Raw genomic sequence first — 12,788 nt, forward strand, 5'->3', positions numbered from 1 at the left:
CTGTATCGTATACCGAAACCTGTTTTCAAATGGCTGTCCAGCCCCCGTCCACGACCAGGTTAGCACCGGACATGTAAGCGGATGCATCGCTGGCCAGAAAAACAATGGCTCCCTGATAATCATCGGGTTGCGCCATACGGCCCAGTACCGTTTTGGCTGAGTAATTTTTTACAAAAAGCTCATTCTGACTATTTTCAACACCCCCCGGAGAGAGCGTGTTGACGCGTACGCCTTTGTGCCCCCAGTAAGCCGCCAGAAAGCGCGTAAAGTTGACAACGGCCCCTTTCGTTGCCGGATAAGCGGCTGTTTTGTAAAAGGTTTGTTCCCCGGCTTCGTTGCGGTAAATACGTTGATCCGGACCAACGAGGCCATACGTCGACGCGACGTTAATAATGCTGCCTTTGCCTTGTTTAGCCATCACACTACCAAATACCTGAGCGCATAGAAAAACCCCCGTTACGTTCACTTCCAGCGACGCCCGGAACTGTGCAACCGGAAAGTTTTCAAAAGCAGTCAACTCCAGCGCCATGGCCGGATTCTCGACGGCTTCATTTAGGGCCGCGTTGTTCACCAGCACGTCGATGCGGTTGTATCGTTCCAGAACGCGATCACGAACTTGCTTTACCGCGTCTTCGTTAGTTACGTCCAGGCCGATGCCCAGGTGTTGACCGCCCAGTTCGGCCGCAAACGATTGCGAGGCTGTTTCGTTGAGATCAGCGACTACAACATTGGCTCCCGCTTCGGCCAGCGCCCGGCAATGATTGCGGCCAATCAGTCCAACCGCTCCGGTAACGATGGCGACGCGGCCAGCAAGAGAAAATTTTTCAAGCATACGTTCTTAGCTATTGCACAGAGATACACAGAGTGGGGGTCGCTGAGCTTCGGTCTATCTCTGCCAGTTCGTCGATGCGGCAACAATTTTTTAAGCCGGTACCTTCGGTTTGATGTTGTAGTCGCTGGTTTTGCGGAACACCGCTTCCAGCACTTCGCCATGCAGATAAGCCTTTACATTGCCGCTTTCGATGGCTTCTTTCATAACGGGCAATACGTCACGATAAGCGGACAGCGCATAGGCAATGTCCTCGTCGGAATGGCTAAAGCACATGTTATGAAAGCCCGCCCACAAGATGCCCCGCTTAATCATTTCCTGCTGCATCAATGTTTTTAGCTCCAGTCCGTTGCCCGCTTCCGGCGCGAACGTTACCATCGACCGGCAGTTGTACCCAATGCATTTGGTCAGGTGCGCCATACCGAGTTCGCTGGCCAACTGGTTATAGCCGTCTTTAATCAGGCCCCCTTTTTCGTTCAGGTAAGCCGGTACGCTCTTTTCACGGAGTTCGTTGATGGTGGCTATGCAGGCCGCCAGCGAAAGAGCTTCTCCACCGAACGTCGTATAGCTAAACACCTCGCCGTTGAATAGCTCCATGACATCGGCCCGGCCAGTCAACAGGGCGATGGGCATGCCGTTGGCGCAGGCTTTGGAATAAACAGCCAAATCAGGGGTGACATTAAAATATTCCTGAGCACCTCCCAAGGCGATGCGGAAACCAGTCCACATTTCGTCGAAGATCAGCAGCGTACCGTTTTCGCGACAGACCTGCGCTAGTTCTTCCAGAAAGCCGGGCTTCGGCGCTTCAAAGATAAACGGCTCCAGAATCAGGGCGGCTACCGTATCATCGAGGGCGGCTTTGATGCTGTCAATGTCGTTATACTCGAACGTATAGGTCATGTCTTGAATGGCATCCGGAATACCAGCATTACGGCTTGTTACGGCAATGTACCAGTCGTGCCAGCCGTGGTAGCCGCAGCAGAACACTTTCTCGCGACCGGTGAAGGCCCGCGCTACCCGGATCGCGGCCGAACAGACGTCAGCACCCGTCTTGCTAATTTTGACCGCTTCGGCATTCGGAATAACCTCCTGAATCAACTCTGACAACTCAACCTCAAGCGGATGCATGAGCGAGAACGTAATGCCTTTGTCGAGTTGTCGGCGGATGGCGTCATCTACGGCCGGATAGCAATAACCTAGGGAGATGGGGCCAATGGCGGCATTGAAATCAAGAAACTCGTTGCCGTCGACGTCCCAGACGTGTGAGCCTTTCCCCCGGTCCAGATACTTAGGGGCAATTCCCTTCGTAAATTGGCCCGGTCCTTTGGCCAGCGTTTGGGTAATGGGTTTCTGAACGGCCAGGGCTCGTTCGTAGTACTGGTCCGACACCGAAATGTCAGGGTAGTTTTCGTTAAATCGAATACCGTTCATAAATGATGTAAATTGTTTTTGAAACACAAAGCGAACGGAGATTGCACAGAGTGAACAGAGTCTTCAAGACTTCTGTGCAACCTGTGTTCACTCTGTGTTTAATTCATCAGTCTGCTAAGTTCTCTACCATCTGGGCCGTAATCGCTTCGGCCAGTTGCGGGCCCGTAAAACCTTCGTAGGTTAAGACCTCATTCAGGCGGGCGGGCTTATACCACTTTTCTTTAAGGGCGAAGGGGAATACGTTCGCCGTTGTGCGGTGTTTCAACAGCGTTTCGGCCACAATGCTGTACAAACCGCCCGTCATGAAGTGATCTTCCAGGGTGACGACTAACTCTGAGGTAGCACAGGCGTCCAGGATTACCCGTTCGTCAACGGGTTTCAAACTACGCATGTTTACCAGACCTACTGAATGACCAGCCTCACGCAGTTGATGAGCCGCTATCAATGCCTGCTCGAATAGCATGCCGTACACCAGAATCGTTACGTCGGAACCCTTTGCTACCACTTCGGCCTTACCCAGCTCGAACGGTAGGTGATGCTGATAGGTTGCCGGACGCGTGGTAATGCGGACGTAGGATGGCGCAGTCGACGCCCAGATCGTTGGCAGCATCAGAAGCAAATCCTGCTCATCGGCCGGGCAGAAGACCTGCATGTTTGGAATTCCCCGCATGAGTGCTATGTCTTCGATGGCCTGGTGGGTGGGGCCGTTGCCGTCCGACAAAAAACCAGGAATAAAGCTGCTTAGCTTCACGGGTAAGTTGCCAATGCCAACGTCAGTCCGGATAAATTCGTAAGCACGCATCGACAGGAAAGCTGCCAGTGCATGAACCACCGGTATGCGTCCACGAAGGGCCAGGCCGGCGGCTGTGCCAATCATGCACTGTTCGGTGATACCCGTATCGACAAACCGGTTGCCTAACGTAGCGGGCATGTTTCGCACCAGCGCCCGGTTTTCGGCCGTCATCACAACGAAGCGCTCGTCGGCAAGGGCAGTTTGAGTAAGTAGTTCTTCGTAAGTCATTCTTTTAAAAGATTTAAACACAGAGGAACGGAGGGTTCACGGAGCGAACAGAGTTTCTTCGTGACCTTTGTGTGACCTCCGTTCCTCTGTGTTTAGAAATCATCGGACTACCAAAGTTTCGGATTCCAGCGTAGCTGCGTGTTCGCCGTGGAGTTCGCTAAGCAGCGCATCCACTTCGTCGTGGGTGAAATTGCAGAACCAGCGGTCAGCGCGGGCTTCAATGCTGGGAAGGCCTTTGCCCCGGCGTGTGTCGGCAATCAGCACATTGAGCTTATCCTTCTGAAAAGGGAAAGTGGACAGGGCGTCTTCCAGGGCTGAGAAATCATGCCCATCAACGCGTTTAACGGCAGCACCGAAAGCCGCGAATTTGTCGGCCAGTGGCTCCAGCGGAATAAGCTCTTCGGTGGGCATGTTGGCCTGAAAGAAATTACGGTCGACCACAAACAGGAGATTATCGAGTTTGTAGGCATTGGCTACTAATACGGCTTCCCACACGGACCCCTCGTTTAGTTCGCCATCTCCCAGAATACAGACAACCTTGTTGGGCGTTCCCCCTATCTTGCAGTCCAAGGCTACCCCCAGAGCTACCGACGGCAGATGCCCCAGTGAACCCGAATGAAACTCAATGCCCGGCACGTTCACATTGGGGTGCCAGTAGACGGAATCCTGGGTCGAGAGGTGATTTTGCAGCCGCTCGGCTGGCATCCATCCCAACTCGACAAAGGTACCATACAGCGCCGGTACGTCGTGGCCTTTAGACAGGAACAGATAATCGCGGCCCGGATCGGTCAGTGTGTCCTGGTCGATGCGCAAAAACTGCTTGTAGAGATACACAACCAGGTCGGTGGCCGACAGCGATGCCCCGGTAAAACAGCCGCCATCGGTAGACATACGGACAATGTGCTCACGGACACGAAGCGCCGTTTGTTGTAAATTGTTTAAAACGTCACTATTCATTCACTACGTAGTTAAAAGCTGTTTAGTCTGATCGGCCGAAACCGTATTAAGTTCGCTTAAGTGATGTCGGTACCAGTTGACACCCGCAAAACGAGCATTAAGCTGGTAGATGTCAGGGCGACGGTTGAGGAGGTCCAGGATGTCTTCGCACGAGAAAGTAGGGTTGGCAGGGTACAGTTCTTCGTAGACGGTGCGGATGAACTCGTAGTCTTCCGGATAATCGATGGTGAAGCGGTGACTCATAGAATAATCTAAGCCCGTTGACCATGCTACGTTCCCAATGCGAAACTGCTCGGGGGCGCTATCCCAAATGTACGGGGTTGTATGCTCGCGTTCGAGGGGTTTGGCGGCTTCGGCCCAGGTCCGGTGCAGGCAGGAGCGGGTCATGATTTCGACATCGTTACCATCGGGCCAGGTGGCGGGATGCAAGTTACTCACGAAGTCGTACTCCTCTTGATGGGCAAGATAGAAACGGAGTACGCTATCTACGATGCGCGGATCAATTAGCGGGCAGTCGGAAGGGATCTTGACGGCTAGGTCGGCGTTCCATTGCTGGGCAATCTGCTCGTGTCGGTCGAGACAATCGGTCAGGCTGCCCCGGTAAACGGCTACGTGTTCGGCTCGGCAAAACTCCTCAATGCAATCATCCGCCGAATCGGTCGAGGTGGCAACAACCGTCGTGAATGGCGTTTGGCACTTGTTCAGGCGTTCGAGCATACGGGCCAGTAGCGGGCGGCCAAGAATTGGCAATAGGACTTTTCCCGGCAGGCGACTCGATGACATCCGGGCCTGAACGATAACGACGATGTGCGGGGTTGGCATCGGAAGCTTACGGTTGATAGTGCGATTTACAGCGAAAGGTGTTCCCGACCATGCCCCTGAGGCTCGTACTGATACGATTTAACAAAATCTTCACGTTGGCCGTCGAATTTCAGGAAGTCACGGCAGATACGAGCGATGGTTGCGGCCGATGTGCCTCCGTTCTGGATGGGTGTCAGCCGCCGAAGCTCGTCCAGATCAAAATAGGACGAAACCGGTTTGCCGAGTGCCATACCCACATAGACTACGGTTGAGTATTGGGTGATCAATTCGGCACAGTTAGCGATCATTTCATTGGTGTTACCCTGCTGGAAAATCAACGTGTCAGCCGGGGCAATGGCCCGGATCTCCGCTTCGGCGCGTTCCCAGACTTCATTAGGGTGCAGTTTGAAAAGCAGCTGTCGGCCATTGGCCATCTCGACGGCTCGTTTGATAAAGGCTGGCCGGTCTTCGGAGCGGAACGTCTCGCGGATGTCCGATGTCGCAACCATGACGTAGTCGCGATGCGGAAAGTCATTCCGCAAAAACTGACGGACGTTGTCGAAGTTAGGAATGCCCGTTACAAAGATCTTCTGGGCGTCGGTGCCCATCTTGGCAAAAAACGACTTATAGCCCTCTGACGCAGTACAATACACGTTGCAAAGGTTCGACGAGCCGTTGAGCGAGGTGCCCACGCTGAAATAGCGGGGCAAGCCTAGAGCCTTAACCGCTTTAGTTAACCAGGTCACTTCATCAATCATACCTTCCTGCACCCAGATGCTTCTGGTAGCCCGAATGGCGCTGGGCACAATCAGGTCGGTGCAGACCACGGCCAGATCGTATTTATTCTGTTGAGCCCGATAATCAATCTTCAGCTGGTTGGTGCGCAGATACGATTCGGCATCGGTGCGGAACTTACCCGCCAGGATCGTATGATCGAGCCAGCCTTGCCGAACCCCCCAGTTAATAAGTTTAGCGTCGGCATAAAACTGACTGAACCAACAGTCGTACTCATCGGCTAGCTGCGCCGAAATCTGGTGCATCTGCGAGGTTTGGTTAACCGAGCCGACAATGAACAGGATCTTTTTTCTCACGTTGAAGGGGCTTAGAAGTCGAATTTCATCCGAAAGCGAACGCCGTATCCTTGCGGTGCCAGCGGATTCTCCAGATAGGTCAGGCGCTTTACTAAATCGACTCGCAGAATTTTGAAAATATTAGCTATCCCCACGCTCGCTTCCATGTAGGGTTTCGACCCCAGAGCAAAAGACACGGGTTCACCGGTTTCGTTCGTTGGGAGTCGCATTAAATTAGTATCTGGCCCCGGTCTGTTTTCAGGACGTAAGCCACCCCACAGACTTTTAAAGGTAATGACTTCGCGCAGCCGAAGCTTTTTTATCAGCGGAATCTTATTAAAAATGAAGCCATTGAAATAATGGTCGACAAAAATGGCTCCGTAGTGATCGCTGACGAACTCCAGGAAATTCATCATGTTGTACGATTCTGGTTGATAAGCATAAGTCTGGTTGGCGCGGTGAATGGTCAGGAGCGGAAAGGGCACCTGGCCAAAGGTTTGCCCGCCCTCCAGGGTTACGTCGGTGTAGCCAATGGGCGTAACATAAAATCGTTTGTTGGCGTAGGCCATGAGCCGCTGGAACGTATACTGCCCACCCAGCAGATTTTTAATGCCCGCCGTGTACCGGAGTTGAATAATAGGGTATTTGTTGACGATGGGAACGCGGTAATTCTTGCCCTGGTAAAACTGTTCGTGAGGGGCGTAACGCAGTCCCGCCGTGAGCTCGGTGCTAATAACGTTGGGAATTGGGGTGATGGCGCCTTCGGGGGTATACTGGTCAAAGGTCAACGCCCCGGCCGGTGTTTGCTCTATACGTTTGACGTTCAGATTCAGGGCTAAACCACTTTTCGATTCGTTCAGATAATCAACCTGCATCACCTGATTATAGGTACGGCGATTATTAGGGCCTCGCTTAAAGGAAAGCAGAAAGTTATCCTCCTGCACGAACTGTAGTTCCTGGCCTGGAATCTTCAACTCGTTCTGAACGCTGACCTGTATGTGTTTAATTGGATACGTATAGGTATTATGGTCAGTAAGGGAGAAGGTGGCCGCAGCAAAGTATTTGAACCGTTTGTCCCGGAAACCATAGGCCCCGTAGGTCTCGAAGGCCATGCGATCGCTGAAGGTTGTGGTGGTGCGCCCGCCAAGGCGTAGCCGGAATCCTTCTACCGGGTTGAAGCTATAAAACGTACTCACTGGCCCAATCTCAAATGGTCCAACCGACTTATAGCCTTCCAACAGAAACAGTGCTGTGTTCATAAACTTCTGAAACAGCGGTACCTTTCGAACACTATCGACCATGGCATAAATACCTTGCTCTTTGCTCGATAATGGCTCGTGTCGGGCCTGTGCCCAGAAGCTGTCGTCATGCGTCAGCGCATCTTTGCTGACGTCGTTCGATAGCCCGGAGAAGCGCTTCGGATCAATGGGTTGATTGACAACATAGTTGCGGTACGATACGCTCCGTTGCCCGAACAAGCCCATGCCATTCTCTTTTTTGAGCAGATTGAACTCAATGGCCAGTTCGTCTTTGGTAAGCATAAGCCCCTGATCCTGAACAAAATTGTACTCCTGAGCCAGGCGCATGTCCGTGACAAAGTTGACGTTAATGTCTTTGGAGAAGCCCATGATTACTTTCCGGATCGCGTAGCTTGAATCCAGCGCAATGGCCATAGTGCCCTGAAAGAGCAAGTCGGTCTTGTTGCGTGGCGAAAACCCCAGATTCACACACCGAGTGCCGTTGAGAGTGGTCGAGTCGATGATGACGTATTTGTAAAACTGAGGAGCTAACGGGGCTGTCGGCCCCAGGAACTGCTGGGCTAACAACGAAATGTTGTTGTCGTAGACATTAACATCCTGATACAAGGTTTCGAGGTATACCTTGATGCCGTTGTTGTCCACGTAATTACCCAGGCCCGTCATTTTTTCGCCTTCCACAAACTCTTTTTTGCGCTCAGGATTGTGGCTGTAGAAGACGTTGGAGACGGATTCCTTTAAATAGATGGGTAGGTTGACTTTGCCCGTTACCTGCGAGGTATCGAGGTAGTTAAAGACAAAATCAAACTTCTTGAGCGAACGGCGATTGCGAAACTTCTCGGAAATATTACTGAGGTCAAATTCGATCTTTTCGTACTTGTTATACTGATAGAAAGAGAAGGATTCTTTTCGGTTCTGCTGTTTGTGCCCAATCACTTTTTCGATCAGCGCAACCGCCGGATTGTCTTTATTTCGGTACCGTTCGCGCTTCCCGCGTACTGTTACTTCCGACAAGTTTTTTTGCTGAGGCTGCAACCGAAAATTCAGTGTAATGACTTTCTGAGTGCCATCGATGAGAAGCGTTCGGGACTCGGCCGCGTACCCAACGAACGACGCTTTAATGGTTACCGTACCGGGAGAAAGTTCTAAGGCGTATGCGCCATTCAGGTCGGACTGAGTGCCCAGGGTTGTGCCAACCAGTAGGACGTTGGCAAACTCAACAACTTCATTGGTTCGAGCGTTTACAACCTTACCCCGAAGGATTGTTTTTTGGCCAAAGCTTTGAAAACCAGTGGCGAAGAGCAAAATAAAATAGACCAGCCAAGTTAGGTTGGAGGCAGCCGATAACGAGCGATGAACTCGTAGCACAGACGATTCCGGATAGTTGTCGTCCATAAAGTAAGCAGTCGATGAATGATGGAATCAACCAGTATTCAAACAAGTAAACCCGGTTGACGACCTACATACAATCTAACTTTTAAAAAAGTTTTCTCTTTTCAATAATCGATTTAAATTCTTGTTTAAAAGAAACGATTACCCCGTTTTGTCTAACAAAATAGCGGTGATACGTAGACTTATTTAAGAAGTTGTTCCAGATCGATTCGCAACGATAGCTGGCTGGTTCCGGCGGTGGGTACGGCCGTGAATCGCCCATAGGTGAGTTGAAAACCGCGGGCTTGTACCGATGCTCCGAACGAGATGCCAGCGGCCCCGCCAAACGTAGTGAGTCGGCCTTCCTGCCGTTTCTGGTGGTTGTAGCCGACTAACAAATGCACGTTACGGCTAATGAGCAGTTCTGCTCCGATGCTCAGGTGCCGGGCGGCTTTTTCGACCACGCTCACCGTCCGCGGAATGGGGTTGCCGTTTAGATCGTAGCGTACATTGAGGTTCGGATCGTCGTAACTGATGTCGAATCGCTGAAGGTGGTGAGCGGTTAACGTCAGCCGGATGGGGGCGTGTTTGGGTTTAACGGTTACCCCAGCCTGAAGATCGAAGGGCAAGTCAGCATCCGCCGGTCCATAGTTCTTAAGCAGATAGCCCGCGTTTTTGGCTACCAACCCGAACGTCAGGTTTTTGGTAGGATGCCGCCAGATGCCGCCAAAATCGGCTAAGACTCCGAATGCCGAATACGTTTCAATGGACGACCCAACGGCTTTAAGGGTAGCCCCAAGCGTAAAGTTGCCCTCGGTATGGGCGTGAGAAAGGCTCAGAGCATAGTCGTTGGCCGAGAACGTACCGAGCGAGTTTCCGGCTGGATCTGTCAGGGTAAACTGCCCGTAGGTGAGATATTGCAAGCCAACCGCCCATCGGGAGCGCCGGGCCGTTTCACTTGACTTGATGGGCAGTCCATATTGTAAAGTGTAATATTTAGCCGCGGCCAGATAGGGCATCAGGCTGATGGATAATTGATTATTCCGGATCGAATCGGCCAGCGCTGGGTTGTTGAGGTGATAAGCGCCGTCGGGCTGAGTTGCTGTAGCGATTTGTCCGCCCAACGCTGCGACGCGGGCGTGAGTGGGCAAATCCAGAAACGAAAAGACGCGCTGTCCACCCAGGGGTTGGGCGTAGCCACCTACCGTTACTAAAAGTAGTAGAACAACAAAGCTGTATTGTTTCAAAGTGCAAAGCCTACTTTTAGCCCGGCCGTTATGCTTGGGGTCAGTTGGTTCTCCTTTTGGGTAAACGAGCGTCCCAGGCCACAGCCGCAATAGGAATGAGGTGGTGTGCCTGTGTCAGCAATGTCGTTGAAAGCCCATCGAACACCGGCTCCGAGGTAAATATCGAGTAATGTTCGCGAAAAGCTGCGATGAATCGGATCATAAAACGCAAATTGCCGACCAATTTTTAGATGTGTACCCAGCACATACCGACTGATGCGCATCGAACCCACGTATTCGGGTTTAGCACTGGAGGATGGGTCCTGCCATTTGAACTCCTGATTTATGACGTTAATTCGCTTGCTTAAAGCCTCTATAGCCCAGTAGTTTCCCAGAGGAAAGCTACTCTTTATGGCAATGTCTCGTCGACGGTTGGTTCGGTAACGACCATTATAGAAGCGGACCTCAGCCCGGGTTCGCCACACTTCCGCTTTAACGTAATCGTCGAGATCAGCCGTAAAGGGCGATAAGCCTTTCCAACCATAGCCAAACTCAGCCTGCACAGAAGTCTTTGCTCCGGTACGGTACTCCAAACCACCCTGTACGGTTGCATCCTGATCCAGGAGAGAGAGAGGGGCCAACTTAACAATCGAACGAGGAACCCGCCGGAGTGTTACCGTTGAGTCCTGACCGAGCGATAACGCACTGCTAAATAACAGGTACGTCAACAGGATGTACAAGCGGTTCATAGCGTTTTCGAGTTAAGTGGCAAATCCTCGATAAGGATACAAAATTGATTTGATCCGTTGGATTCATAAAGAAAAATTAACTTTGCCCGTACTGATTTTGCTAAAACCAACTCCATGCAGACTGAAACCCGCTCTGATACTCAACATACTGGTCTCAACAAACCTTCAAAAACAGAACTATTGGCCCGGAAAAACGCCGAGGCTGAACTTGGTGGCGGACAGAAACGCATTGATGCTCAACATGGTAAAGGAAAGCTTACAGCGCGCGAACGTATCGCCTTGCTGCTGGACGAAGGTTCCTTCGAGGAAATTGGCAAGTTTGTGATGCACCGCACCCGCGATTTTGGTCTTGATAAAGAACACTACCTTGGCGATGGCGTCGTAACCGGTTACGGAACAGTCGATGGACGTCTGGTGTACGTGTTTGCGCAGGACTTTACGGTTTTTGGCGGTGCCCTGTCCGAAACGCACGCCGAGAAAATCTGCAAGGTGATGGACTTAGCCATGCAAAACGGAGCGCCCATCATTGGTCTCAACGACTCGGGTGGTGCCCGGATTCAGGAAGGCGTGTTATCGCTGGCGGGCTATGCTGATATTTTCTACCGTAATACCCGAGCCTCGGGCGTAATTCCACAATTATCAGCCATTATGGGGCCCTGTGCGGGAGGAGCGGTGTACAGCCCGGCCATCACCGATTTTATTTTCATGGTCGAGAACACGAGCTATATGTTTGTGACCGGCCCTAATGTCGTCAAGACGGTGACCCACGAAACCGTTACGGCTGAAGAACTGGGGGGCGCCAGTACCCACAGCACTAAATCGGGGGTGACGCATTTTGCCTGCGAAAACGAACTGGCCTGCATTCAGCATTTAAAACAGCTGCTTAGCTATATCCCACAAAACTGCGAAGACGAGCCGCCCATGCTGCCTTATGAAGCGGGCGATGAGGTTCGGCCGACGCTGAACAGCCTCATCCCCGACAATCCGAATCAGCCCTACGACATGCGGGAGGTAATCGAGGAGTTGGTTGATGCTGATTCGTTTATGGAGGTCCACAAGAATTTTGCGGAAAACATTGTGGTGGGTTTCGCGCGGATCGGCGGACGAAGCATTGGTATTGTAGGGAACCAGCCTGCCGTGCTGGCGGGCGTGCTAGACATCAACGCCAGCACCAAAGCCGCGCGGTTCGTGCGCTTCTGCGACAGCTTCAACGTACCACTACTCGTGCTTGAAGATGTGCCTGGTTTTTTGCCCGGCACCGACCAGGAGTGGAACGGCATCATTACCAATGGCGCCAAACTTTTATATGCTTTCTGCGAAGCTACGGTGCCGCGCGTAACGGTCATCACCCGCAAAGCCTACGGTGGTGCTTACGACGTAATGAACTCCAAGCACATTGGTGCCGATATGAACTATGCCTGGCCTTCTGCCGAAATTGCCGTGATGGGCGCTAGTGGAGCCGCTGAGATTATTTTTAAGCGCGAAATTGCTGAAGCCGAAGACCCCCAGGCCAAGTTGCAGGAGAAAGTGCAGGAGTATACCGAAAAGTTTGCCAACCCGTACCGGGCGGCTCACCGGGGCTATATTGATGAAGTGATTATGCCCGATCAGACCCGCCAAAAGCTCATTCGGGCGTTCAGGATGCTGGAAAACAAAGTAGCTACCATGCCGAAGAAAAAACATGGTAATATTCCGTTGTAGCGTGTTCGGTAAAGTGTGTCAAATTAGTACTTTACTGAACACACTCCACCCATTCAATTATAATTGATTTCGGATGAATGTTTCAAAAGTCATTGATCCAAACTTGTCATATCATTGCCTGATTTTTATTCCACAACTGAAGTCGATTACTCCGGCAATTGGTACTCTTTTGCACTGTTAACAAGTCGCTTTTGATCTGAGCGCCACATTATGAATAACCCAACTCCTAAAAAGCCGGGTAGCCTGCTTAAAACCGTTATCATTGGCTTACTCATCATCTTCGGAATAGCCTTGTTGGTCGGCACCTTATCCACACTGTTTCCGTAGACTACTGCCTAACGTGAATAAGCCATAGAATAACGCCTTGCTGACTATG

Annotated in this window: 10 protein-coding genes; 1 reads left to right on the top strand and 9 read right to left on the bottom strand. The window is 51.7% G+C overall.

Annotation, left to right across the window (positions count from 1 at the left end; all coding sequences use genetic code 11):
- Positions 1-25: 25 nt before the first annotated feature.
- The 9 genes from ACFSUS_RS26035 to ACFSUS_RS26075 all read right to left on the bottom strand — a co-directional run bounded on the left by ACFSUS_RS26035 (position 26) and on the right by ACFSUS_RS26075 (position 10,711).
- Positions 26-832 (bottom strand): SDR family oxidoreductase, encoded by an 807-nt coding sequence (locus ACFSUS_RS26035; RefSeq protein WP_381527450.1) that lies wholly within the window; start codon positions 830-832, stop codon positions 26-28.
- 90 nt (positions 833-922) lie between these two features.
- On the bottom strand, positions 923-2,260 hold the full coding sequence (locus ACFSUS_RS26040) for an aminotransferase class III-fold pyridoxal phosphate-dependent enzyme (protein ID WP_381527453.1): 1,338 nt from the start codon (positions 2,258-2,260) through the stop codon (positions 923-925).
- Between the two features lie 106 nt (positions 2,261-2,366).
- Positions 2,367-3,281 carry a transketolase family protein gene (locus ACFSUS_RS26045; protein WP_381527455.1) on the bottom strand — a complete coding sequence of 305 codons (915 nt, stop codon included), beginning with the start codon at positions 3,279-3,281 and terminating at the stop codon, positions 2,367-2,369.
- Positions 3,282-3,380: 99 nt separating this feature from the next.
- On the bottom strand, positions 3,381-4,238 hold the full coding sequence (locus ACFSUS_RS26050) for a transketolase (protein ID WP_381527457.1): 858 nt from the start codon (positions 4,236-4,238) through the stop codon (positions 3,381-3,383).
- Positions 4,239-4,241: 3 nt separating this feature from the next.
- Positions 4,242-5,060, bottom strand: a complete 819-nt coding sequence (locus ACFSUS_RS26055; protein WP_381527459.1) for a cytidylyltransferase domain-containing protein — start codon at positions 5,058-5,060, stop codon at positions 4,242-4,244.
- 26 nt (positions 5,061-5,086) lie between these two features.
- Entirely contained in the window at positions 5,087-6,130 is a 1,044-nt protein-coding gene (locus ACFSUS_RS26060) for a hypothetical protein (RefSeq protein WP_381527461.1), read from the bottom strand.
- Between the two features lie 11 nt (positions 6,131-6,141).
- Positions 6,142-8,760 carry a DUF5686 and carboxypeptidase-like regulatory domain-containing protein gene (locus ACFSUS_RS26065; RefSeq protein WP_381527463.1) on the bottom strand — a complete coding sequence of 873 codons (2,619 nt, stop codon included), beginning with the start codon at positions 8,758-8,760 and terminating at the stop codon, positions 6,142-6,144.
- A 179-nt stretch (positions 8,761-8,939) separates the two neighbouring features.
- Positions 8,940-9,983 (bottom strand): type IX secretion system protein PorQ, encoded by a 1,044-nt coding sequence (gene porQ, locus ACFSUS_RS26070; RefSeq protein ID WP_381527464.1) that lies wholly within the window; start codon positions 9,981-9,983, stop codon positions 8,940-8,942.
- Positions 9,980-10,711, bottom strand: a complete 732-nt coding sequence (locus ACFSUS_RS26075) for a hypothetical protein (protein WP_381527466.1) — start codon at positions 10,709-10,711, stop codon at positions 9,980-9,982. Before ACFSUS_RS26075 ends, porQ begins: the two co-directional genes overlap by 4 nt.
- A gap of 114 nt (positions 10,712-10,825) precedes the next feature.
- On the opposite strand from ACFSUS_RS26075, the gene ACFSUS_RS26080 reads away from it, so the two are divergent.
- On the top strand, positions 10,826-12,412 hold the full coding sequence (locus ACFSUS_RS26080; RefSeq protein ID WP_381527469.1) for an acyl-CoA carboxylase subunit beta: 1,587 nt from the start codon (positions 10,826-10,828) through the stop codon (positions 12,410-12,412).
- The last annotated feature ends 376 nt before the right edge of the window (positions 12,413-12,788 follow it).

Source organism: Spirosoma soli (genome assembly GCF_042684525.1).
Lineage (GTDB): Bacteria > Bacteroidota > Bacteroidia > Cytophagales > Spirosomataceae > Spirosoma > Spirosoma soli.